A 22,686-nucleotide genomic window follows, 5' to 3' on the forward strand; every position below is an offset into this window, starting at 1 on the left:
CTACCGCTGCGCGGCGGCCAGCGCCGCCCGGCGGTCCCCGACCGCCGTCGCCAGCCGCCCAAGGACCTGAGCGGTCTGGTCCCAACCCAGGCAGGCGTCGGTGATTGACTGTCCGTGCACCAGTTCCCTGGTCGGGTCCAGATCCTGCCGGCCCGCCACCAGGAACGACTCCAGCATCACCCCGACGATGCCCCGTTGCCCGGCGCCGAGCTGCCCGGCGACGTCCTCGACGACCAGCGGCTGCCGGCGGTGGTCCTTGCCGCTGTTGCCGTGGCTGGCGTCGATGACCAGCCGCCGCGGCAGTCCGGCTGCCCGCAGCAGACCCAGTGCGGCGGCCACCGACTCGGCGTCGTAGTTGGGCTCACCGGCACCGCCGCGCAACACCAGATGGCAGTCGGCGTTGCCCCGGGTGTGCAGGATCGCCGGCGTCCCGGACATGTCGATGCCGGGGAAGACGTGCGGCACGGCAGCGGCCCGGATGGCGTCCACCGCGGTGGCGACGCTGCCGTCCGGGCGGTTCTTCATGCCGATCGGCATGGACAGCCCGGAGGACAGCTGTCGGTGCACCTGACTCTCGACGGTGCGGGCGCCGATCGCCCCCCAGGTCACCGCGTCGGCGATGTACTGCGGGGTGATCGGGTCGAGGAACTCGCAGCCCACCGGCAGCCCGGCCCGCAGCACCTCGAGCAGCAGCGAGCGGGCGATCCGCAGCCCGGAGTTGACGTCCCCGGATCCGTCCAGACCCGGGTCGTTGATCAGACCTTTCCAGCCGACCGTCGACCGCGGCTTCTCGAAGTACACCCGCATCACGATCAACAGGTCGTCGGCGTGCCGTTGCGCGGCATCGGCGAGCAGGTGCGCGTACTCAAGGGCGGCGGCCGGGTCGTGCACCGAACATGGGCCGACCACGACCAGCAGCCGGTCGTCCTGTCCGTCGAGCACGCCGGCGACGGCTCGTCGGCCGTCCAGCACCCGCGCGGTGAGCTGGTCGTCGAGGGGCAGCTCGTGGTGCAGCAGGGCCGGGGTGGTGAGCGGGACGACCCGGTCGATGCGCTGATCGGCGACGCGTCCGATGGAGATGCTCATGTGGTGTCTGTTCCTTCCGCCAGTCTCCCTGGGGAGCCGGCGCCCCCAGCCAAGCCGGCTGCTCGTTGGCATACGAAAGGGCAGGGGGCTCGATGCCCGCTGCCCTTGGCCGGCTCTGGTGGGGTGACGTCAGGTCAAGGCTGAGCCACCGGCACCAGGGCCGGCTGCCTAAACCATCGATACGTGCGCACCACGAGGCACACTGTACCGGATCAGCCGCTGAGCGCCACCCCGGCCGGGCCCCGGCAGTCGGGTGGAACCACCGGACTTCGGCCGGTTCTCACCGTCTGTCAACCACGACCGGCATCCGTGGCCGCCAGCAACACCTAGCGTCACGGCGGAGAAGGATGTCACTACGCCGACGGCGTCTGCTGGTACACCACCAGGGCGACAACCGGGTCTGGGCGTACGACGCGCTCGGCCAGCGAATCGATCTGGCCTACGACGACTCGCTGGTTTCGGCACCCCGCCACTGCCCGGCGTCGACAACATCGTCGGTACGCCGGGCGGCGACCTGTACGTCGCCGAGGACGGCGGCAACATGGAGATCTGCCTGATCACCCCGGACGATCGGATCGGGCCGTTCCCGCGGATCAGCGGCCAGTCGTCGGCGGAGATCTACGGTCCGGCGTTCTCCCCGGCCGGCGGTCGGCTGCACTTTTCGTCGCAGCGTGGCACCTGAACACTGACACCGACGACGACCCGTTCACCGGCCCACCATCACCGGGCGCCGCCACCACAGGTCAGGCGGCAGCCGACGGCGAAGCCGAGGCGGAGCGGATCGAATCGCGCGCCGGTCACCTGCTGCCGGAGGAGGAAGCGGCCGGCAGTGACGACCCGGTGCGTCAGGCCGCAGCCATCCTGGATGACTCCGACCGGCGCGAGCAGCCGCGTCCGCAGTCGGGCAGCATGCCGCGCGGCTGACCTCGATGGCGCCGGCCGACCTTTGCCGGCAACGGTCGAGCCATTGATGGCAACGGCCAACCCTCGACGGCACCCGGCCGGCCCGGTGCGGCCAGCCGGGGCCCCGATCGGATAACGTCGGGCGCATGTCGCCCAACGGGTACCCCTGGCCGATCGAGACCACCCGGCTGGACAACGGCCTGCGGGTCGTCGTCAGCCCCGACTCCAGCGCGCCGGTGGTCGCGGTCAATCTCTGGTACGACGTGGGCTCGCGTCACGAGCCCGCCGGCCGGACCGGATTCGCCCACCTCTTCGAGCACCTGATGTTCGAGGGGTCGGTCAACGTCGCCAAGACCGAGCACATGAAGTTGGTGCAGGGCGCGGGCGGCTCGCTCAACGCCACCACCAACCCGGACCGGACCAACTACTTCGAAACCGTCCCCGTCGAGCATCTGGCCCTCGCGCTGTGGCTGGAAGCCGACCGGATGGGCGGCCTGGTGCCGGCGCTGACCCAGGAGACGCTGGACAACCAGCGCGAGGTGGTCAAGAACGAGCGGCGGCAGCGCTACGACAACGTGCCGTACGGGGACGCCTGGCTACGGCTGCTGCCGCTGCTCTACCCGCCGGGGCACCCGTACCACCACGCCACGATCGGCTCGATGGACGACCTCAACGCCGCCGATCTGGCCACCTTCCAGGCGTTCCACGAGATGTACTACGCGCCGAACAACGCGGTGCTGACCGTGGTCGGCGACACCGACGCCGACGAGGTGTTCAGCCTGGCCGACAAGTACTTCGGTGGGATCGCCGCGCGGGTCGACATCCCGCCGGCACCGGACGGGCGTACGCCGACGCCACTGGCCGGCCCGGTGACCGAGACGGTCACCGCCGACGTACCGGCCGCCCGGCACTACCTGACCTACCGCACCTACCCGTTCGGAACCCCGGCGTACGACGTGGCGACCGTGCTCGGCACCGTGCTGGGCAGTGGCCGGGGCAGCCGGCTCTACCAACGGCTGGCCGACGGCGCCCGGATCGCGCAGCCCGACTACCTGGGTGCGTACGGCGTCGACCTGGCGCATGCGCCCGCACCGCTGATCATCACCGCGACCGCCCAGCCGACGGTGACCGCCGAGCGGCTCGCCGACGGCCTGACCGAGGTGCTCGACGAGGTGGCGCGCGACGGCGTCACCGCCGCGGAGGTCGACCGGGCCAAGGCGCTGCTCACCACGGGCTGGTGGCGTCAGGTCGCCAGCTTCGAGGGCCGGGCCGACACCCTCGGCCGCTACGCCACCCAGTTCGGTGACCCGGCCCGTGCCGGGGACCGGCTGCCGGGCTGGCAGGCGGTCACCACCGAGGCGGTCAACGACGAGGCCGCACGCCTGTTGCGGCCGGACAATCGGGTCCAGCTCAGCTATCTGCCGGAGGGCGACCAGTGACGATCATCGCGCAGCGGCCCGGACCGGGCGCCGCCCGGCCGTACCGTTTCCCGGACGTGATCCGGCGCAGCGTGGCCGGCGGCGAGATCGTCGCCGCCCACCTGCCCGGCCACCGGCTGGCGGTGGCGACCCTGCTGCTGGACGCCGGCGCCGGTCGGGAACCGGTCGGCCGGGAAGGGCTGGCCGGAGTGCTCGCCAAGGCTCTCGAAGAGGGCACCGAGACCCGGGACTCGGCCGCGTACGCCCTGGTCCTGGAGGGTCTCGGCACCGAGTTGTCCATCTCCGCCGACTGGGACTCGTTCCGGGTCGGCGTGCAGGTCAGCACCGACCGGCTCGGCGCGGCCGTCGAACTGCTCACCGAGGCGGTCCGCACCCCCCGCCTGGATCCGTCCGATGTTGAGCGGGTCCGCGACGACGAGGCGACCGCGCTGCGGATGTACTGGGCCAACCCGGGGCCGCGGGCCGAAGCCGCGTTGCGCGCCGACCTGTTCGGTGCCGACCAGCGGCACGGTCGGCCGATGGGCGGCGACCCCGACTCGGTGGCGGCGGTGACCGTGGCGGACGTCGTCGACTTCCACCGTGCGTGGTTCACCCGACCCGGCACCCTGCTGGTCGCCGGCGATCTGGACCTGATCGACCTGGACGCGCTCGGCGTGGCCGCCTTCGCCGGGGCGACCGGCTCGCCGTCACAGCCCGGACCGCCGCTGCCGGTCAGTTTGCGGGACCACCGGCGGATCATCCTGGTCGACCGGCCGGGCGCGGTGCAGTCCACGCTGCGGCTCGGCCATCCGGCCCCGCACCGGGCCCACCCCGACTACGTGCCGATGACCCTGGCCAGCACCGTCCTCGGTGGAGCCTTCACGTCGCGGCTCAACCACTTGATCCGCGAGGTACGCGGCTACACGTACGGCATCCGGTCGGACTTCGGGATGTCCCGCCGGTTCGGGCGCTTCGCGGTCAGCTCCAGTGTGCAGACCGGGGTCACCGCGCCCGCCCTGATCGACTCGGTCGGTGAGGTGTCCCGTACCCAGGCCGACGGGGTGACCGAGGAGGAGCTGGCGGTGGCCCGGTCCTGGCGGGCCGGCCAGCTCTCGGTCGAGCTGCAGACCCCGCCGGCGATCGCCAGCGCCCTGGCGACGCTGGTTGTGCACGGGCTGCCCGACGACTACCACGCCGGGCTGCGCGACGAGCTGCTGTCGGCGACGGTCGAGCAGGTCTCCGCCGCCGCCGCCACCCACCTGCGGGCCGAAGGGCTGACCCTGGTGGTGGAGGGCGACGCGGCCAAGATCCGCGACGAACTGACCGCCTCCGGCCTGGGGGAGCTGCACGACGCCGACTGATCCGCACCGGGCTCAGCGCCGTCGCAGCAGGCGCAGGGTGCGGAGCAGGTGTACGCCCGCGTACCAGGCCGACCCGAGGCCGCCCGGCAGCGCGATGACGTACGCCGCCCAGTAGCGGCCCTCAGCGGCAGGCCAGGAATGCGCTGACCGCGAGGCTGAGCCCGGCGAGGCTGCCGACCAGCATGGCGGGTGTGGTCCGCCAGAACGGTAGGCGTCGCTGCGGTTCGTGGTCGGCGAACTCCCGGGCGTACTCCTCGACTGGACCGAACCCGCTGTCCGGGGTCGCGCCCCGAGCCCACGCCGCGATCTAGAAGGATCTGGCCGGTATATCGACCACGATCCTCCTAGATCGCATCCGTCAGGGCCGTCAGGTCCGCGCGACCAGTCTGGTGTGTCCGGTTGGGTGGTTTACGTGTTGGCTTTCCGGTCAGGGTGTCATATGGTTGCCGGATGATCACCCCTGCGCAGCGCGACGGAGCCGTGACTGTCACGGCTCCGATCGGCGTGCCGGGCGTCGTGCTGCCGGGCGCCGACGTGCCGGGCGTCGTGCTGCCGGGCGCCGACGTGCCCGGCGCCGCCGGCCGGCCGGGCCTGCCGCGCCCCACCGGCCGGGGTCCTCCGGACGGCCGTCGCACCACCACGACGACGGCCACCAGGGGCGAAGCGGATCAGCTTCGGCCCTTTTCTGTTGTTGAGGGGAGACCCGATGAGCACCGAACTGCACGGCACCCGCGGCACCGAATGGATCGAACAGGTACGGGTGCAACTGGCCGACCAGTTGGACATGCACCGGGCCCAGCTGACCGAACTCACCGCCGACACCGGTGACCCAGGCGAAGCGCACACCCGGGCCGCGCTGGTCGTCGCCGCCCGGCGCGGCTACGACCAGACCGTCGAGGCGCTGAACCGGATCGCTGCAGGCCGCTACGGCCGCTGCGACAGGTGCGGCGGCGACATCCCCCGGGAACGGCTGGAGATCCTGCCGCACGCGCGGTACTGCGTACCCTGTACGCGCTGACCGCGATTTGCCCGCCTACCGACTCGCGGTCGGTAGGCGGGCAAATACATTCGAACCCGCGACGGTGTGTCGTCCGTTGTACCCGGGTGTCCGCAATGTGCCGCAGAGAGGCGAGCGCTGATGCCCCAGCTCCACACGTCGGTGATGATCCGCTACGCGACCTACACCGACACCCCGCAAGTGGCCAAGACACTGGTGGAGGCATTTCTGGATACCCCCGAGTCGTCCTGGCTGATCCCGGACCCGGTCGCCCGTCGCCGGGTATACCAGCGGTTCTGTCCGGCGCTGATCGACTACGGGCTGCGCCAGGGCAGTATCTACCTCACTGAGGATTACAGCGCGGTGGCGGTGTGGCGTCCGTGCAGCCTGATCCTGCCCAACCCGGTCGAGTACGAGCAGCTGCTCGACGACACCTGTGGTGAGTACGCGTACCGGTTCCGGTTGCTGGACAACGCCCTCGCCGAACGACACCCGGTGGGCGAGCACCACTACCTGGCGTACCTCGGGGTCGCCCCGGACCGGCAGGGCTACGGCCTGGGTACGGCGTTGCTGAACCACCGGCACGCCATCTTCGACACCGCCGGCAGCGCCGCCTACGTAGTGGCCAGCAGCCCCGGCGCCCGCGACCTGTATGCCCGGCTCGGCTACCGGCTCACCGCCGCGGCACCGTTCCACCTGCCCGACGGCGGACCGCTGCTCTGGCCGATGTGGCGGCAGCCGCAGCTGGCCCGCCGTTACCTGAACTGACCGTTCCTACCTGACCTGATCGCGTGAGGGTACGCCGACGGGCCGGAAGGTGACGCCGGACAACTCGGTTCCGGCCCGGCCCGGCCCGTCGGTAACCTTCGCAGCATGAGGATCGGGGTTGCGACATGAGGATCGGAATTGTCGGCGCGACCGGGCAGGTCGGTGGCGTCATGCGGCAGGTGCTGGAGCAGCGGGCGGTGCCCGTCGACGAGTTGCGGTTGTTCGCCTCGGCCCGCTCGGCCGGCCGGACTCTGCCGTGGCGCGGCGGCGAAGTCGTCGTGGAGGACGCCGCCACCGCCGACTACCGAGGGTTGGACATCGCGCTCTTCTCGGCTGGCAAGGCCACCTCGAAGGAGTTGGCGCCACGGGTCGCGGCGGCCGGTGCCGTGGTGATCGACAACTCGTCGGCCTGGCGGATGGATTCGGACGTACCGCTGGTGGTCGCCGAGGTCAACCCGCAGGCCGCCGCCGACCGCCCGAAAGGCATCATCGCCAATCCGAACTGCACCACGATGGCGGCGATGCCGGTGCTGCGCCCGCTGCACGACGAGGCCGGCCTGGTCAGCCTGGTCGTCTCGACCTACCAGGCGGTCTCCGGCGCCGGCCTGGCCGGTGTCGCCGAGCTGGACGAGCAGGTCCGCAAGGTCGCCGAGGGCGCGGCGGCGCTGACCTTCGACGGCGGCGCGGTGGAGTTCCCGGCGCCCCGGTCGTTCGCCGCACCTATCGCGTTCAACGTGCTACCGCTGGCCGGCTCGATCGTCGACGACGGCTCCGACGAGACCGACGAGGAACAGAAGCTGCGCAACGAGAGTCGCAAGATCCTCGGCATCCCCGAGCTGCCGGTGAGCGGGACCTGCGTTCGGGTGCCGGTGTTCACCGGCCACTCGCTGCAGATCAACGCCCGGTTCGCCCGGCGGATCGACCCGCGGCGGGCGGCCGAGCTGCTGGCCGACGCGCCCGGCGTGGCGCTGTCCGACGTCCCGACGCCGCTGCAGGCGGCCGGCCAGGACCCGACGTACGTCGGTCGGATCCGGGTCGACGAGACTGTCGAGCACGGCCTGGCACTGTTCTGTGCCAACGACAACCTGCGCAAGGGCGCCGCCCTCAACGCGGTGCAGATCGCCGAGCTGTTGATCACCGCGGCGGCCTGAGCCCGGCACCGCAACAGTCCGTGCCGCAACAGTCCGCACCGCACCGCCGGGCGGGTCGTCGTCAGTCGGCGGCGACCCGTTCGGCGAGCAGCATCGCGGCGTCGTCGCTGATCTGGCCGCCGGCGTGGCGCTGCAGCTCAGTGACGACGCGGTCCAGCGCCTCCCGCCGGTCCGGCAGTTCCAGGCACGCGGTCACCCGGTCCGGGGCGAGGAACTCACCGCGGCCGTTGCGGGCCTCCACCAACCCGTCGGTGTAGAGCAGCAGCCGGTCTCCGACCTGCCAGGGCCGGGTCACCCGGACCGGCTCCGGCGCGTCGCGGCGCAGCCCCAGCGGCGGGTGCCGGTCACCGGGCTCCAGGATCTCCAGCGTTCCGGCTGAGGTCCGCAGCGCCGGTGCCGGATGGCCACAGTTGATCACGGTCAGCGTGTCGTCGGTGAGCTGCACCAGGGCAGCGGTGACGAATTGCGCCGGCTGCCCGGTACCTATCCCGTCCCGGTACACCGCCTGGTCCAGATCGGCGGCGACGGCGGACAGTTCCGGCTGTACGAAGGCGGACTGTCGGAAGGCACCCATCACGGTGGCCGACATCTGGACCGCCTGCAGGCCTTTGCCGCACGCGTCCCCGATGATGATCCGGGTCCCGTACGGGCTGTCCACGACGGCGAACAGGTCACCGCCGACGTTGGCCGCCTCGGACGCGGACAGATATCGGGCGACCAGGGCGACGTCGCCCAGCTGCGGGGGCGGTGCGCGCAGCACCGCCCGCTGCGCGACCTCGGCGATCTCGGTCATCCGGCGTAGCCGGGCCTCCCGCAGGTTGCGAGACCGGGCCACGTAGATCGACACGATGCCGACCGCGAAGACGACACTGCTGCGCAGCAGATGGTCCAGGCTGCCGAACATGCCGCTGGGTAGCCCGGCGACCAACGCGACGACGCAGGCGACCGCGGTGACCAGCGCGGTCCGTCGGGTCTTCTCGACGGCGGCGGCGAGCAGCGGGGCCAGCGACAGGAACCCGAGAACGACCGCGTTTGTCTGGGTCAGCACGTCGATGACGGTGATGACCGCGATCAGCGCCAACGCCAGCGGCATCCCGCGCCAGCGTTCGGTGCGGTGCAGCAACGACCGGTCGGCCGGGTGCGGCACCCGCGAATCCGGCAAAGAAGGCTTACGCCAGCTGACCCGGCGTGCCCACACGACGTGCTCCCTACCCGGCCTGCCCGCCCGTGCACCTCGTGCCGGCGCGGCCGTTTCGACCTGCGAGCGTAGCCGATCCCACCGACCGGGGGAGGACGCTGGTTTTCCGCTCCCGACCCCGGGTACCCCGAGGACGGCGCCGACACCGAGAGGAGTGCGCGATGACGACCGTCGGAGAGTTCATGACGGCCCGGCCGTTCACCATGGACGCGAATGACATGTTGACGGCGGCGGCGCGGCAGATGCGGGATGCCGACATCGGCGACATCATCGTCACCAACGGGAGCGATATCCAAGGAATCGTGACCGACCGGGACATCACGGTCCGAGCGGTGGCATCCGAGATGGATCCGTCGATGACCCAGCTCAGCCAGATCATCACCGAGGACGTGGTGGTCGTGTCGCCGTACGACGACGCGGTCGCGGCCGCCGAGCTGATGCGGACCTACTCGGTACGGCGACTGCCGGTGGTCGACGACGGCCGGTTGGTCGGCGTCGTCTCCATGGGTGACCTTGCCGTCGAGTGGGAACCGGATTCGGTGCTGGCCGACATCAGCACCGACGACCCGAACAACTGACCACCGGACCGCCGCCGCGCCCACCGGGCCCGGTGAGCGGCACCGGAAACCCTCTGGTGGGTGTCCCCGACAGGTCTGCCCGGTCTCCTCGGCGCCCGGATCCGGCAGACAAGGGGACACCTGCTTGCGCTCTCACCCACCCGATCGGAGATCAGTATGAAGCGACCACGCATCGTCATCGCGGGTGCCGGCTTCGCCGGCTACCAGGCTGCCCGTACCCTGTCCCGGCTGGCCCGGGGGTCCGCCGAGATCGTCCTGATCAACCCGACCGACTACTTCCTGTACGTGCCGTTGCTGCCCGAGGTCGCCTCGGGCGTGCTGGAGCCGCGCCGGGTCACCGTCTCGCTGCCGGACACCCTGCCCGGCGTGCGGGTGGTGCTCGGCGAGATCGACCAGATCGACCTGCCGGACCGGCGGATTTGCTACGTCGACGGCGAGGGCGACCGGGCCGAGTTGAGCTACGACCGGTTGATCGTCTCCATCGGCAGCGTCAACAAGCTGCTGCCGATCCCCGGCGTCAACGAGCACGCGCACGGCTTCCGGACCCTGCCGGAGGCGCTCTACCTGCGCGACCACCTCACCCGGCAGATCGAACTCGCCGACTTCAGTGACGATCCGGCCGAGCGGGCCGCCCGGTGCACCTTCGTCGTGGTCGGTGCCGGATACACCGGTACGGAGGTCGCGGCGCACTGTGTGTCCGACACCGACCTGCTGATCCGCCGGCATCCCCGGCTCGCCGGCCAGCAGGTGCGCTGGCTGCTGCTCGACCTGGCCGACCGGGTGCTGCCCGAGCTGGACGAGCGGATGTCGGTCACCGCGCAGAAGGTCCTCGACGCGCGGGGCGTCGAGACCAGGTTCGGCACCTCGGTCCGCGAGGCGACCAGCGACGGGGTGCATCTGTCCGACGGGGAGTTCATCCCGACCCGGTCGCTGATCTGGTGCGTCGGGGTGCGACCCGACCCGGTGGTGGACGAATTGGGACTGACCACCCTGAAGGGCCGGCTGGTGGTCGACGAGTTCCTCGCCGTACCGCAGCATCCGGAGGTGTACGCGTGCGGTGACGCCGCCGCGGTGCCCGACCCGAACCGGCCGGGCGAGGTCACCCCGATGACCGCCCAGCACGCCGTCCGGCAGGGCAAGCTGGCCGCGCAGAACGTCGCCGCGTCGTACGGGCACGGCTCGTTCCGCCCGTACCGGCACAAGGACCTGGGGTTCGTGGTCGACCTCGGCGGTGCGCAGGCGGCGGCGAACCCGTTGCACGTGCCGATCTCCGGCCCGCTGGCCAAGGCGGTGACCCGGGGCTACCACCTGGCGTCGATCCCGGGCAACCGGATCCGGATAGCGGCCGACTGGACGTTGGAGTCGTTGCTGTCGCGGCAGGGTGTGCAGCTGGGTCTGGTACCGCCGGCGGCGGTGCCGCTGGACACCGCGTCGCCGGAGCTGGTGCACCCGGTCGGCCGCTGACCTGGTACGGAGCCGTCACCCGAACCGTAGGTGGGGTCGGCGGCGTAGCCGTACCCCGGTGGCGATCGCGACCAGGGCGACCATCGTGACCGCGACGACCGCGCCGTGCAGTAGCCCTCGGTCGAGGTAGCCGCTGTCGGTGTGGTCGATCGCGTAGGTGGCGATCTCCCGGCTGAACCAGAACGGCAGCGCCCGCGCGGCCGGGCTGGCCGGGTCCATCACCATCTGCAGCCCGACGATGGTCAGCAGGATCAGGGTGCCTTCCAGCTCGCGGGGCAGCACCGCGCTGATCGCCAGCCCGAACGGCACCGCCACGGCGACCATGACCAGCATGATCAGGCCGATCGCCCCGTGCCGTACACCGGGCTGGTCGAGCAGCACCAGCAGGAAGTACGGCACGGACAGCAGCACACCGACCGCCCACAGCGCCAGCAGACGGCCGGTCCACAACTGCGCTGGCCGGTAGCCGGTCAGCCGCAGCCGGGTCTCCAGATCACGGTTGGCGTTGCCGGCGAACAGCGCCGCCGTGCTCAGCGCCCAGCCGAGCCCGAGGCAGACGAACCGGATCGACTGCCCGGCGAAATCGCCCCGGCGGGCCAGGTAGAAGCAGAGCGGAAAGACCAGCAGGATCGCCAGTACGCCGCGTCGCCGGGACGTCTCGCGCAACGTCATCTCCGCCACGGTGAGCACCCGGCTCATCGACCGGCCTCCGTTCTGGTCAGGTCAAGCACCAGGTCGACCCGGTCGAGCTGGTTCAGCAGGTGGGTGACGACCACGACCGCCTTGCCGGCGTCGCGCCAGCGCCACACCTGGTGCCAAAAGTCCAGGTAGGTGCCGCGGTCGAAGCCCTGGTACGGCTCGTCGAGCAGCAGCAGGTCCGGGTCGCCGAGCCCGGCCAGTGCCAGGTTGAGCTTCTGCCGGGTGCCGCCGGACAGGTGCCGGGCCTGGACGGCGGCGGAGGCGTCCCAGTCGAGGACCGCGGCCTGCGCCCGTCCGGCGGTACGTGACTGTGTCCGGCTGAGCCGCCGGCCGGCACCGACCAGCGCGAAGTGCTCGTCCGGATGCAGGAAGTCGCCGGTGCCGCCGGACTGCGGGCAGTAGCCGAGGGTGCCGTACACCCGGACCCGGCCGCTGTCCGGGCTGGCCAGGCCGGCGCAGACCCGCAGCAGGGTGCTCTTGCCGCTGCCGTTGGCACCGACCACGGCGGCGATCTCGCCGGCCCGGACGGTGAGTCGCACCCGGTCCAGTACCGCGTGCCGGCGGTACCGCTTGGTGACGTCCTGCACGTCGAGCCGGACCGGGCCCGGGTGGACGCGGCGCGGGAGCTGAGCCGGCCCGCCGACGCTGCGCGCCACGTCGGTGGCGTAGTCGGCCGGGTTGCCGAAGACCGCCAATGGTGCTTCGCCGCTGTCATGCAGGTGGGCCGCGGCCTCCGCGACGACGTGCCCGGCCATCTCGCGGTCGATGCCGTGTCGGTGCAGCTCGCCGGTCAGGGCGGCGAGCCAGGTCTGCTGGTTCACGAGGTGGTCACCTCCTGCAGGATCGTGTCGACACCGGTGGCGAAGGACCGCCAGTCGGCGGTGGTTTGGCGCAGCCGCTGCGCACCGGACTCGGTCAGCCGGTAGTACTTGCGGGCCGGGCCGCTGGTGCCGGCCCGCCATCGGGCGTCGACCAGGCCGGTCCGTTGCAGCCGGAGCAGTACGGGGTAGAGGGTGCCGCCCTTGATCGGCCCGAGCCCGGCCGCCTGCAGCGACTGGGCCAGCTCGTAACCGTACGACTCGTGCCGGTGCAGCGCCGCGAGCACACAGAGGTCGAGCACCCCGCGCAGCCACTGGCCCCGCCGTTCCTGATCCACGGCCAGAAAGATAGCAGCGCCATCTAGATAGCGCCACAACTTATCCGGCTGTTGCGCACCGGGCTGTTTCCGTACCGGGCCGGCGGGTATCCGATCGACAGTGACGACCCGTCGGAGAGGGAGAGAATGATGGACATCGGCATCATCGGCGCCGGCAACGTCGGCTCGGCCCTGGCCCGGCGGCTGACCGAGGTCGGTCACCAGGTGACGATCTCCGCGTCCAGCCCGGATTCGCCGCGGCTGGCCGAGGCTACCGCCGGCACCGGGGTAGCCGCCGGTGACGCGGCCCAGGCGGCCGACGCCGAGCTGGTCGTACTGGCGGTGCCGTTCACCGATATCGGCGACACGCTCACCGGGCCGGTCGCCGACGCGCTGGCCGGCAGCACCATGATCGACGTGACCAACCCGCTCGGTCCGGACCACATGTCGCTGCGGATCGGCCATGACACCTCCGCCGCCGAGCAGGTCGCCGCGATGGTCCCGGCGGCCAACGTGGTGAAGGCGTTCAACACCGTGCTCGCCCCGAACCACGCCCGGCCGGTGCTCGGCGGCGTACGGCAGTCGGTGCCGGTCGCCGGCGACGACCTGGCCGCGAAGAAGACCGTCCAGGAACTCGGCACCCAGCTGGGCTTCGACACGGTCGACGCCGGCCCGCTGTCCAGCGCCCGCTACCTGGAGCCGGTCGCCGCGCTGCTCATCCAGGTCGCCTACGGCGGCGGTGCCGGTCCGACGGTCGGGTTCGCCCTCGCCCGCGACTGACGGCGGTCGAGCCCTTGGGTCGGAACACGTCATTCTGGCCGTATGGTGGACGGGTGTCGTGCGTGCCGTGTCCGGCAGGACGGACGCATCCGTTGAAACCCGAGGAGTTCTAGTGACCGTCACTCTGACCGCCGACAGCGCCGGATCGGTCAGCGACTTCAAGGTCGCCGACCTGTCTTTGGCGACCTTCGGTCGCAAGGAGATCGAGCTCGCCGAGCACGAGATGCCCGGGCTGATGGCACTGCGCCGTGAGTACGCCGCCCAGCAGCCGTTCAAGGGCCGCAAGATCGCCGGATCGCTGCACATGACCGTGCAGACGGCGGTGCTGATCGAGACGTTGACCGCGCTCGGCGCCGACGTGCGCTGGGTCTCCTGCAACATCTTCTCCACCCAGGACCAGGCCGCCGCGGCGGTCGTCGTCGGCCCGAACGGCACGGTCGACAACCCGCAGGGTGTCGCGGTGTACGCCTGGAAGGGCGAGACGCTCGACGAGTACTGGTGGTGCACCGAGCAGATGCTCACCTGGCCGGACGGCAGCGGGCCGGACTCGATCGTCGACGACGGCGGCGACGTTACCCTGCTGATCCACCTCGGCAAGCAGTTCGAGGAGGCCGGCGCGGTGCCCTCCACCTCGGAGACCGACTCGGTCGAGTACGGCATCATCCTGGAGACCCTGCGCCGTTCGCTGGCCGCGAACCCGACCAAGTACACCGAGATGGCCAAGCCGATCATCGGGGTCTCCGAGGAGACCACCACCGGCGTGAACCGCCTCTACGAGCTGGCCCGCGAGGGCAACCTGCTCTTCCCAGCGATCAACGTCAACGACTCGGTCACCAAGAGCAAGTTCGACAACAAGTACGGCATCCGCCACTCGCTGGTCGACGGGATCAACCGGGCCACCGACGTGATGATCGCCGGCAAGCTCGCGGTGATCTGCGGCTACGGCGACGTCGGCAAGGGCGCCGTGGAGTCGCTGCGCGGCCAGGGGGCCAGGATCGTGGTGACCGAGATCGACCCGATCTGCGCGCTGCAGGCGGCGATGGACGGCCTCGACGTGGTGACCCTGGACGACGTCGTCGACCGCGGCGACATCTTCATCACCACCACCGGCAACAAGGACATCATCCTGGCCGACCACATGGCGAGGATGAAGCACAACGCGATCGTCGGCAATGTCGGTCACTTCGACAACGAGATCGACATGGCCGGTCTGGCGAAGGTGCCCGGAATCGAGAAGATCAACGTCAAGCCGCAGGTCGACGAGTGGCGTTTCCCGGACGGCCACGCGGTGATCGTGCTCTCCGAGGGGCGGCTGCTCAACCTCGGCAACGCGACCGGCCACCCGAGCTTCGTGATGTCGACGTCCTTCTCCAACCAGGTCATCGCCCAGGTCGAGCTGTACGCCAAGATCGGCGAGTACGGCAAGCAGGTGTACGTGCTGCCCAAGCACCTTGACGAGAAGGTGGCCCGGCTGCACCTGGACGCGTTCGGCGCCAAGCTGACCGTGCTCACCAAGGCCCAGGCGGACTACATCGGCGTCGACGTGGCCGGCCCGTACAAGCCGGAGCACTACCGCTACTGATCCGACGGCGTACTCAGGCGGCCAGGCCGAGGGCCTCGGCGGCGGCTCGGCCGTTGGCGTGACTCGCACCGTACGTGGTGACGAAGGCACGCACCCCGGCCGGGCGCCAGGCCGAGGGCCAGCCCATCTCCACTACCGCGACCGGGTGCCGGGCGGCCAGCCGTTCGATCAGGTCACCGGCACCGGGCACCCGGTGCAGGTGCCGGCCGACCAGCACCAACGGCCGGCCGTCGGCGGCCGTCGCGACCTGCTCGGCGGTCACCTCGGCCGGCGCCACCCGCAGCTGCCGGGCGGCGCCGAGGTGCGGTCCGAGGCCCCACGGCACCCGGCCCTCGGCGATCGTCGAGCCGGCGGTCAGCTGCACCACCAGTGCGTCGGCCAGCCCGTCGAGGGTGCCTTCCACCCGGACGGCGCGGCGGGCGGCGGCGTACCCCAGATCGGCCGGGCCGGCGGTTCCATCCGCCGCCGGCCGGACCACGGCGGCCAGCGCGGTCACCCGGTCGGCCGCCTGCTCGACCCGGCCGACCGGCAGCGTCCCGTCGCCGATCGCGGCGACGATGCCCGCCGCGATCCGTTCGACCAGTGCGTGGTCGACCCGGGCGCCGATGCAGAGCAGGTCGGCACCGGCGGCCAGGGCGGCGACCGCCGCCGGGACGATCCCACCGGCGGCCAGCGTGGCGCCGCGCATCTCCAACGCGTCGGTGACGATCACCCCGGTGAAGCCGTACTCGTCGCGGAGCAGGCCGGTCAGCGCGGCCCGGCTGAAGGTGGCCGGCGCGTCGCCGGTCAACGTCGGGACCCGGATGTGCGCGGTCATGATCGCCGGGGTGCCGGCTTCGACCACGGCGGCGAACGGCGGCAGGTCCCGCCGGCGCAGCACCGCCATCGGTACGTCGACAGTGGGCAGTTCGAGGTGCGAGTCGGTGACCGTTGCGCCGTGGCCGGGGAAGTGCTTGGCGCAGCCGGCGACCCCGGCGTCGGCCAGCCCGGCGACGGCCGCCGCCGCGTGCGTGGCGACCAGCGCCGGATCGGCGCCGAACGACCGGGTGCCGATGATCGGGTTGTCGTCGGAGGTGTTCACGTCGACGGTCGGTGCCAGATCGAGGTTCGCCCCGCAGGTGGCGAGCTCGTCGCCGATCGCCCGGTAGACCTGCCGGGTCAGTGCCGGGTCGTCGACCGCGCCGAGCGCCGCGTTGCCGGGGTACGGGCTGCCGGTGGCGTGCGCCAGCCGGGTGACGTCGCCGCCCTCCTCGTCGATGGCGACCAGCACGTCGTCCCGGGCGGCCCGCAGCGCGGCGGTGGCGGCCCGCAGCTGCTCGGGTCGGTCCACGTTGCCGCCGAACAGGGTGTGTCCGGCGAGCCCGTCGCCGACCAGGTCCACCGCCCACTGCGGGACGGTGGTGCCGGGGTAGGCGGCGAGCAGGGTGCGCAGCGCCAGTCGCCGCAGCGCCGGGTCGTTCGGCATGTTCTCCCCCTCCGTGGCGTCTCCGCGGTCCGAGTGGCGCACCGGGGAGGCGCTGTTCGTTGCCGGTGAGTGCCGGGTCGTCCGACCGCCGAGGGTGTCACCGGCGACTACGCTACGGCTACTTCCGTTGCGGATGCCAAGATGATAGTTAACTTTCCTAAATTCTAGAGGACGACCACATGGGTTCCCCGCGCCTGCCCGGCACGCCCCGGCTGCTGCGAGCGCTCAACGACCGGGCGGCGCTGGAGCTGCTCATCGCCCGCGGACCACTCACCCGGGCACAGCTCGGCGAGCTGACCGGACTGTCCAAAGTGACAGCGTCGCAGCTGGTCGAGCGGCTGGAAGGACGCGGGCTGGTCACCCGGGTCGGCGAGCAGGCCGGTGGCCGGGGCCCCAACGCCCAGCTGTACGCCGTACAGCCGGCCAGCGCGCACGTCGTCGGAGTCGACGTCGGACCGGACCGGGTGGTGGCCGCCTGCGCCGACATCACCGGATCGGTGATCGGCCGGGTCGAGCAGTCCACCAGGGACACCGACGATCCGGTCGGTGTGGTGCACAACGCGGTCGTGCGGGCCGCCAGCAGCGCCGAGACCCAGCTGGCCAGCGTACGGCGGGTGGTGCTGGGCACCCCCGGCCTGGTCGATCCGGCCAACGGCGACATCACCTTCGCGTACAACCTGCCGCGCTGGCACCGCGGCCTGCTCGCCGCGCTGCGCGAGGACCTGGACACCACCGTCGTGTTCGAAAACGACGTCAACCTCGCCGCGGTCGCCGAGGCACACGCCGGTGCTGCCCGCGACGTGCCCGACTTCGTGCTGGTCTGGGCCGGCGTCGGGGTCGGCCTGGCGATCATGCTCGGCGGCCGGTTGCACCACGGCAGCACCGGCGCGGCCGGCGAGATCGGCTACCTGCCGGTGCCCGGCGCACCGATCCCGCGCGACGTCTCCCGCCGGGCCAAGCCGGCGTTCCAGCAGCTCGCCGGTGCCGACGCGGTCCGCGCGGTGGCCCGCGAACACGGGTTCCGGGCGGCCAGCGCGGGCGACGCGGTGCGGGCCGCGATCGCCGCCGGCACCCGGGGCGGGCCGTTGCTCGACGAGCTGGCCCGCCGGCTCGCGCTCGGCGTCGCCAGCAGCTGCGTGGTGCTCGACCCGCCGCTGGTCGTGCTGACCGGTGAGGTCGGCCAGGCCGGCGGCAGCGCCCTGGCCGAGCGGGTGCAGCACGAGGTCGCCGCGATCAGCCTGGTCGCGCCCCGGGTGGTGGTCACCGAGCTGACCGAGGAGCCGGTGCTGCAGGGCGCCCTGCGGACCGCCCTCGACGCGGCCCGCGACGAGGTCTTCGGATCCACCGTGGCCTGACCCCGGCGACACCCGTCGGGTGGTGCCGGCCACCCCGGCGCGGCCAGGTGGGGCGGCACCACCGGCGGCGTGATTGGATGGTCCGGTGCCTACCGTTGCTGACGACCTGGTGATCGAGCTCGACTCAGTGGGCGTGACCCGCTCCGGCACGGCCCTGCTGCAGGACATCACCCTGCGGGTGCAGCCCGACCAGCGGTGGGTGGTGCTCGGCCCGAACGGTGCCGGCAAGACCACCCTGCTCAGCCTCGCCGCCGGCCGGCTGCACCCGACGACCGGGACCGTCCGGGTCCTCGACGAGCAGCTGGGGCGCACCGACCTGGCGGAGCTGCGAACCCGGATCGGGCTGACCACCGCCTCCCTCGCCGAACGGATCCCCGGCACCGAGCGGGTGCTCGACGTGGTGCTGACCGCCGCATGGTCGGTGGTCGGCCGGTGGCGGGAGCGCTACGACGAGCTCGACGTGGGTCGGGCGCAGGAGCTGCTCGGCCAGTTCGGCGTGGCCGGGCTGGCGCAGCGCGAGTACGGGACCCTCTCCGAAGGTGAACGCAAGCGGGTGCAGATCGCCCGGGCGCTGATGACCGATCCGGAGCTGCTGCTGCTCGACGAGCCGGCGGCCGGGCTCGACCTCGGTGCCCGCGAGGAGCTGGTCGGCCGGCTCGGGGTCCTCGCCCAGGACCCGCATTCCCCGGCGTTGATGCTGGTCACCCACCACGTGGAGGAGATCCCGCCGGGCTTCACCCACGCCCTGCTGCTGCGCGGCGGCACCGTCGTCGCGGCCGGCGAGCTGGCCGCCACGATCACCGGCGAGCACCTGTCGGAGACGTTCGGCGTGCCGCTGGTCGTCGAGCGGGCGGGCCAGCGGTACACCGCCCGGGCCGCCTGAGCGGAGGACGTCGTGACAGCGCCGCGGATCGCGGTGGTGGGCAGCGCGAACATGGACCTGGTCGCGACCGCGCCGAGACTGCCGTCGCCGGGGGAGACCCTGCTCGGCACCGACTTCGTCACGGTGCCCGGCGGCAAGGGTGCCAACCAGGCGATCGCGGCGGCCCGCGCCGGTGGCGACTGCGTGTTCCTCGGCGCGGTCGGCTCGGACGCCTTCGGCGTCACCCTGACCGGCCGGATCGCCCGGTCCGGGGTGGACACGAGCCAGCTGCGGGTGGTGTACGGGTCGTCCGGCGTCGCGATCGTGATGGTCAACGCGGCCGGCGAGAACGCGATCGTCGTCACCCCGGGTGCCAACGCGGCATTCCGTGGGCTCACCGAGCCGGAGCTGGCGGCGGTGCGCGACGCCGACGTGCTGGTGGCGCAGTTGGAGATTCCGTTGGAGACGGTGCTGGCCGCCGCGGCGGCGGCCCACGAGGCGGGCACCCGGGTGATCCTCAACGCCGCCCCGGCCCGCGAGCTGCCGGCCGAACTGCTCGACGCGGTGGATCTGCTGGTGGTCAACGAGGCTGAGGCGCGGGCGATCGTCGGCGTCGGGCGGGAGGATCCGGCGGCGCTGCTGACGGTGGTCCGTCGGGCGGTGCTCACCCTGGGTGCCGAGGGTGCCTGGTTCGCCGACCGCGACGGTACGGTGCACCACGTGCCGGCTTTTCCGGTCGAGACGGTGGACTCCACCGCCGCCGGTGACGCGTTCACCGGCGCGCTCGCGGTCGCCTGGGGCGAGGGCCGGGACCTGGTGTCCGCGGTCCGGTGGGCGTCGGCGGCCGGCGCGGCCTGCGTACGCCGCCTGGGGGCCTCGGTGTCGTTGCCGCAGCGGGCCGAGATCGACGTCCTGGCCGGCTGATCGCGTCCTGGCCGGCTGGCTGCCTGCGAAGCGCCGGTGCCGGGTGGCGCGGGTGCGGGATCATCGAGACATGCGAGTCATTCTCAACCTGCTCTGGCTCATCTTCGGCGGCGGCATCGTGCTCGGCCTCGGGTACGCGGTGGCAGCGCTCGTCTGCTTCGTGCTGATCGTCACGATCCCGTTCGGGGTGGCGTCGCTGCGGTTGGCCTACTACTCCCTCTGGCCGTTCGGCCGGACGCTGGTCGCGAAGCCAGGGGCGGGGATCGGCTCCGGGCTGGCGAACATCCTCTGGGTGGTGCTGGCCGGCTGGTGGCTGGCGCTCACCCACATCGTGACCGGCGTGACGCTCTGTCTGACGATCATCGGCATCCCATTCGGCATCGCCAACTTCAAGTTGGTGCCGGCGGCGTTCTGGCCGCTGGGCCGGGAGGTCGTCGACGTCGAGGATCTGCGTCGCCCGGGGCTGGTCCACGCCTGACCCGGCCGGCCAGCGAGTCCCTGCCCGGTGCCGGTCAGGTGATCGGCACCGGCGCTGGCCCACTCTGATCAGTCGGCTTCGCCGGCCGGACCGCTGCGTCCGGCGAGCCGTTCGTAGCGCTGCCGGGCGGCCTGCGCGGTGCCCAGGCCGAGCCCGAAGGCGATCGCCTGCCAGGTGAGTCCCCGGCTCCGGGCGGCCTCCAGCAGGCCCAGTTCGACGGCGTCGAGGTCGGCGCGGACCGGGGCGACCAGGGTCAGAGCCGCGATCAGGTCGCTGACGTCCAGCTCCGGCTCGTCCGGGTCGGCCTTGGCGCCGCCACTGGCCAGGCTGAGTGCCAGCCGTACCGCCTCGTACGGGTCGACCACCTGCGGGTGCAGATGGCGGTGCCGCCGCGCGGTGGTGTCGGCGTGCCGCTCAGCGATCCGGAGCAGGGCATCGTGCCGACGGTGCGCCCGCGACTGCGCCGCGTCGGGCGGGGTGAACAGGTCGTCAGTGGTCACAGTGTCGACTCAAGCACGCCAACGCACCGATGTCAACTCAACGTTTTCAACAGAACGTTTAGCAACCGTGTTGCTCCGGTCAGGGGGTCGGGCGGCCGGTCAGGATCCGGGGACCGGACGGGGTGATGGCGACCGTGTGTTCGGAGTGGGCGGTACGGGAGCCGTCGGCGGAGCGGATCGTCCAGCCGTCCTCGTCGTACCGGATCTTGTTGGTGGAGTGGCAGAACCAGGGTTCGATCGCGATGGTCAGGCCGGGGTCGAGCCGCATCCCACGGCCGGCACGGCCGGTGTTGGCGACGTGCGGGTCCTCGTGCATGGTGCGGCCGATGCCGTGACCGCCGAACTCGCCGTTGACGCTGTAGCCGTACGAACCGGCGACCTCGCCGATCGCGGCGCAGACGTCGCCGAGCCGGCCGCCGGGCTGGGCGGCGGCGATCGCCGCCGCGAGGGCGACCTCGGTTGCCTCGATCAGCCGCAGATCGGCCGGATCGGGGGTGCCGACGATGACGGAGACCGCGGAGTCGGCCACCCAGCCGTCGATACCGACCGCCATGTCGATGCTGAGCAGGTCACCGTCGCGCAGCACGTAGTCGTGCGGGAGGCCGTGCAGCACCGCGTCGTTGACCGACAGGCACAGCACGTTGCGGAACGGACCGCGGCCGAACGACGGGGCATAGTCCCAGTAGCAGGACTCGGCGCCGCGTTCGGCGATCCGCCGCCGGGCGTGGTGTTCGATGTCCATCAGGTTGACGCCGACCGCGGCGACACCGCTCAGCTCGGCGAGCAGCTCGCCGACGAACTGGCCGGTAATCGCCATCCGGTCGATCTCCTGGGCGGACTTGAGCTCGATCACGACAGACTCCCTCTCCCTCTGCGGTATTTTTATACCACGTCGGATCGAGGGCGCGCCGGAGGGCTATCCTGCTGGGCATGGTTCGCCAACCACTCACCGCCGAACAGATCGCCGCAGGCCAGCGACTCGGCGCCGCTCTGCGGGTCGCGCGGGCCGGCCGCAGCCTCGTCGAGGTGGCGCTGGCGGCCGGGATCTCCCCCGAGACGCTGCGCAAGATCGAAGCGGGCCGGCTTCCGGCGCCGGCGTTCGGCACCGTGGTGCGGCTCAGCCAGGCCCTCGACGTCCCCCTCGGTGACCTGGCCGACGTCTGGCTGGCCCAGATGCCCGTCCGCCAGGCGTCCTAGCGCTGTTCTGGCGTTCACTCGCCCGGTGGCAGGGCCTCGTCCTCGCCGAGCCGGTCCGCGCCCCGGCGGCGCAACATCCGCAGACCCGGGATGCCGGCCACCGCCAGTTTCAGGTCCCGGGTCACCTCCAGCAGGTCGTGGATGTCCGGCCCGACCCGGTCCAGGGTGGCCAGGATCGGCAGCACGTCGGCCTTGAGATGCTGGGTCAGCCGGGGCAGCTCGTCAACCAGCCGGACCGCCGCGTCCACCTCATCCTCGCTCAACTGCTCGACGAAGTGCCGGGCCATCGGGGCACCCCGGCGCAGCGCCGGCTCGTACTCGCCGATCAGCTCGACCGACCGGTCGGCGATCTCCTCGCTGCGCCCCACCAGGCGGCTGGCCCCCACCGCCACCCGGTCGGCGTCGGTGAGCAGCGTCTGCGCGGCAGCCGCCACCCGGGTCGCGGCCGCCACCGCGTCGGTCGCCGCCGTGGCGATCGTCTCCACCCGTAGCGTCGCCTCCTCCGCCTCCGCGACCACTCGCTCGCTGCGGTCGAGCAGCACCTCGACCCGGTCGACCACGGTGCCGACCCGTTGCACCAGAGCCTCGATCTCATCCAGTACGGCGAATGCGCGCGACGGCACGGCGGCGTACTCGGAGGTGAGCCGGCCCATCCGGGTCGCCACCTCACCGGCCTGGCCGGTGGCCCGTCCGGCCGCGCCGGTCAACGCACCGGCGACCTGCCCGACGGTAAATCTGGTCAGTGCGATGAGACTCGCCGGAGACGGCAGCGGGAGCGGCATCTC

Annotated in this window: 24 protein-coding genes and 1 pseudogene; 15 read left to right on the top strand and 10 right to left on the bottom strand. The window is 71.9% G+C overall.

What is annotated here, in order from left to right:
- Entirely contained in the window at positions 1 to 1,086 is a 1,086-nt protein-coding gene (locus ACFHW1_RS14925; protein WP_416553579.1) for a 3-deoxy-7-phosphoheptulonate synthase, read from the bottom strand.
- Between the two features lie 333 nt (positions 1,087 to 1,419).
- Here ACFHW1_RS14925 and ACFHW1_RS14930 point away from each other — a divergent pair.
- Positions 1,420 to 1,768, top strand: a pseudogene (locus tag ACFHW1_RS14930) (translocation protein TolB); the annotation flags it as partial.
- A gap of 38 nt (positions 1,769 to 1,806) precedes the next feature.
- Here the strand turns inward: ACFHW1_RS14930 and ACFHW1_RS14935 are convergent.
- Complete coding sequence (locus ACFHW1_RS14935) at positions 1,807 to 2,070, bottom strand: hypothetical protein (RefSeq protein WP_416553581.1); 264 nt, start codon at positions 2,068 to 2,070, stop codon at positions 1,807 to 1,809.
- 65 nt (positions 2,071 to 2,135) lie between these two features.
- Between ACFHW1_RS14935 and ACFHW1_RS14940 the strand changes: the two genes are divergently transcribed.
- From ACFHW1_RS14940 to ACFHW1_RS14960, 5 genes are all read left to right on the top strand, one after another.
- Positions 2,136 to 3,428: a M16 family metallopeptidase gene (locus ACFHW1_RS14940; protein ID WP_416553583.1), complete on the top strand. Its 1,293-nt coding sequence runs from the start codon at positions 2,136 to 2,138 to the stop codon at positions 3,426 to 3,428.
- Positions 3,425 to 4,768, top strand: a complete 1,344-nt coding sequence (locus ACFHW1_RS14945) for a M16 family metallopeptidase (protein ID WP_416553585.1) — start codon at positions 3,425 to 3,427, stop codon at positions 4,766 to 4,768. Before ACFHW1_RS14940 ends, ACFHW1_RS14945 begins: the two co-directional genes overlap by 4 nt.
- A 706-nt stretch (positions 4,769 to 5,474) precedes the next feature.
- Positions 5,475 to 5,786 carry a TraR/DksA family transcriptional regulator gene (locus ACFHW1_RS14950; RefSeq protein ID WP_416553589.1) on the top strand — a complete coding sequence of 104 codons (312 nt, stop codon included), beginning with the start codon at positions 5,475 to 5,477 and terminating at the stop codon, positions 5,784 to 5,786.
- 120 nt (positions 5,787 to 5,906) lie between these two features.
- Entirely contained in the window at positions 5,907 to 6,533 is a 627-nt protein-coding gene (locus ACFHW1_RS14955) for a GNAT family N-acetyltransferase (RefSeq protein WP_416553591.1), read from the top strand.
- Between the two features lie 125 nt (positions 6,534 to 6,658).
- Positions 6,659 to 7,684 (top strand): aspartate-semialdehyde dehydrogenase, encoded by a 1,026-nt coding sequence (locus tag ACFHW1_RS14960; RefSeq protein WP_416553593.1) that lies wholly within the window; start codon positions 6,659 to 6,661, stop codon positions 7,682 to 7,684.
- 61 nt (positions 7,685 to 7,745) lie between these two features.
- Here ACFHW1_RS14960 and ACFHW1_RS14965 read toward each other — a convergent pair whose 3' ends face one another.
- Positions 7,746 to 8,882, bottom strand: a complete 1,137-nt coding sequence (locus ACFHW1_RS14965) for a PP2C family protein-serine/threonine phosphatase (protein WP_416553595.1) — start codon at positions 8,880 to 8,882, stop codon at positions 7,746 to 7,748.
- Between the two features lie 161 nt (positions 8,883 to 9,043).
- Here ACFHW1_RS14965 and ACFHW1_RS14970 point away from each other — a divergent pair, with 161 nt between their 5' ends.
- Both ACFHW1_RS14970 and ACFHW1_RS14975 read left to right on the top strand, forming a co-directional pair.
- Positions 9,044 to 9,460, top strand: coding sequence for a CBS domain-containing protein (locus ACFHW1_RS14970; protein WP_416553597.1), 417 nt, complete (start codon positions 9,044 to 9,046; stop codon positions 9,458 to 9,460).
- A gap of 156 nt (positions 9,461 to 9,616) precedes the next feature.
- Positions 9,617 to 10,924 carry an NAD(P)/FAD-dependent oxidoreductase gene (locus ACFHW1_RS14975; protein ID WP_416553599.1) on the top strand — a complete coding sequence of 436 codons (1,308 nt, stop codon included), beginning with the start codon at positions 9,617 to 9,619 and terminating at the stop codon, positions 10,922 to 10,924.
- Between the two features lie 15 nt (positions 10,925 to 10,939).
- Here the strand turns inward: ACFHW1_RS14975 and ACFHW1_RS14980 are convergent, their stop codons facing one another.
- Genes ACFHW1_RS14980 through ACFHW1_RS14990 form a run of 3 tightly spaced genes read right to left on the bottom strand, consistent with a single transcriptional unit; the run spans position 10,940 to position 12,779 of the window.
- Entirely contained in the window at positions 10,940 to 11,623 is a 684-nt protein-coding gene (locus ACFHW1_RS14980) for an ABC transporter permease (RefSeq protein ID WP_416590620.1), read from the bottom strand.
- Positions 11,620 to 12,444, bottom strand: a complete 825-nt coding sequence (locus ACFHW1_RS14985; protein WP_416553603.1) for an ATP-binding cassette domain-containing protein — start codon at positions 12,442 to 12,444, stop codon at positions 11,620 to 11,622. Before ACFHW1_RS14985 ends, ACFHW1_RS14980 begins: the two co-directional genes overlap by 4 nt.
- Entirely contained in the window at positions 12,441 to 12,779 is a 339-nt protein-coding gene (locus ACFHW1_RS14990; protein ID WP_278167623.1) for a PadR family transcriptional regulator, read from the bottom strand. Before ACFHW1_RS14990 ends, ACFHW1_RS14985 begins: the two co-directional genes overlap by 4 nt.
- Before the next feature lie 51 nt (positions 12,780 to 12,830).
- Here ACFHW1_RS14990 and ACFHW1_RS14995 point away from each other — a divergent pair, with 51 nt between their 5' ends.
- Complete coding sequence (locus ACFHW1_RS14995) at positions 12,831 to 13,538, top strand: NADPH-dependent F420 reductase (RefSeq protein ID WP_416553605.1); 708 nt, start codon at positions 12,831 to 12,833, stop codon at positions 13,536 to 13,538.
- A gap of 112 nt (positions 13,539 to 13,650) precedes the next feature.
- Entirely contained in the window at positions 13,651 to 15,120 is a 1,470-nt protein-coding gene (gene ahcY / locus ACFHW1_RS15000; RefSeq protein ID WP_416568917.1) for an adenosylhomocysteinase, read from the top strand.
- A gap of 13 nt (positions 15,121 to 15,133) precedes the next feature.
- Here the strand turns inward: ahcY and ACFHW1_RS15005 are convergent, their stop codons facing one another.
- Positions 15,134 to 16,585: a glycoside hydrolase family 3 N-terminal domain-containing protein gene (locus ACFHW1_RS15005; protein WP_416553609.1), complete on the bottom strand. Its 1,452-nt coding sequence runs from the start codon at positions 16,583 to 16,585 to the stop codon at positions 15,134 to 15,136.
- A gap of 179 nt (positions 16,586 to 16,764) precedes the next feature.
- Between ACFHW1_RS15005 and ACFHW1_RS15010 the strand changes: the two genes are divergently transcribed.
- The 4 genes from ACFHW1_RS15010 to ACFHW1_RS15025 all read left to right on the top strand — a co-directional run bounded on the left by ACFHW1_RS15010 (position 16,765) and on the right by ACFHW1_RS15025 (position 20,204).
- The gene (locus tag ACFHW1_RS15010) at positions 16,765 to 17,940 is read left to right on the top strand and encodes an ROK family transcriptional regulator (protein ID WP_416553611.1); all 1,176 of its coding nucleotides are present in this window, start codon (positions 16,765 to 16,767) and stop codon (positions 17,938 to 17,940) included.
- Positions 17,941 to 18,013: 73 nt separating this feature from the next.
- Positions 18,014 to 18,823, top strand: a complete 810-nt coding sequence (locus ACFHW1_RS15015; protein ID WP_416553613.1) for an ABC transporter ATP-binding protein — start codon at positions 18,014 to 18,016, stop codon at positions 18,821 to 18,823.
- A gap of 12 nt (positions 18,824 to 18,835) precedes the next feature.
- On the top strand, positions 18,836 to 19,726 hold the full coding sequence (locus tag ACFHW1_RS15020; RefSeq protein WP_416553615.1) for a ribokinase: 891 nt from the start codon (positions 18,836 to 18,838) through the stop codon (positions 19,724 to 19,726).
- Between the two features lie 70 nt (positions 19,727 to 19,796).
- Positions 19,797 to 20,204: a YccF domain-containing protein gene (locus ACFHW1_RS15025; protein WP_278167634.1), complete on the top strand. Its 408-nt coding sequence runs from the start codon at positions 19,797 to 19,799 to the stop codon at positions 20,202 to 20,204.
- 68 nt (positions 20,205 to 20,272) lie between these two features.
- Here the strand turns inward: ACFHW1_RS15025 and ACFHW1_RS15030 are convergent, their stop codons facing one another.
- Positions 20,273 to 20,704, bottom strand: coding sequence for a DNA-binding protein (locus ACFHW1_RS15030; RefSeq protein WP_416553617.1), 432 nt, complete (start codon positions 20,702 to 20,704; stop codon positions 20,273 to 20,275).
- Between the two features lie 79 nt (positions 20,705 to 20,783).
- Complete coding sequence (map, locus tag ACFHW1_RS15035; protein ID WP_416553619.1) at positions 20,784 to 21,557, bottom strand: type I methionyl aminopeptidase; 774 nt, start codon at positions 21,555 to 21,557, stop codon at positions 20,784 to 20,786.
- 77 nt (positions 21,558 to 21,634) lie between these two features.
- Here map and ACFHW1_RS15040 point away from each other — a divergent pair, with 77 nt between their 5' ends.
- Positions 21,635 to 21,901 (top strand): helix-turn-helix domain-containing protein, encoded by a 267-nt coding sequence (locus ACFHW1_RS15040; RefSeq protein WP_416553621.1) that lies wholly within the window; start codon positions 21,635 to 21,637, stop codon positions 21,899 to 21,901.
- A gap of 14 nt (positions 21,902 to 21,915) precedes the next feature.
- Here the strand turns inward: ACFHW1_RS15040 and ACFHW1_RS15045 are convergent, their stop codons facing one another.
- Positions 21,916 to 22,683 (bottom strand): hypothetical protein, encoded by a 768-nt coding sequence (locus ACFHW1_RS15045; RefSeq protein WP_416590615.1) that lies wholly within the window; start codon positions 22,681 to 22,683, stop codon positions 21,916 to 21,918.
- Between the last annotated feature and the right edge of the window lie 3 nt (positions 22,684 to 22,686).

The sequence above is a fragment of the Micromonospora sp. LOL_014 genome (assembly GCF_048060245.1).
Taxonomy (GTDB): domain Bacteria; phylum Actinomycetota; class Actinomycetes; order Mycobacteriales; family Micromonosporaceae; genus Micromonospora_E.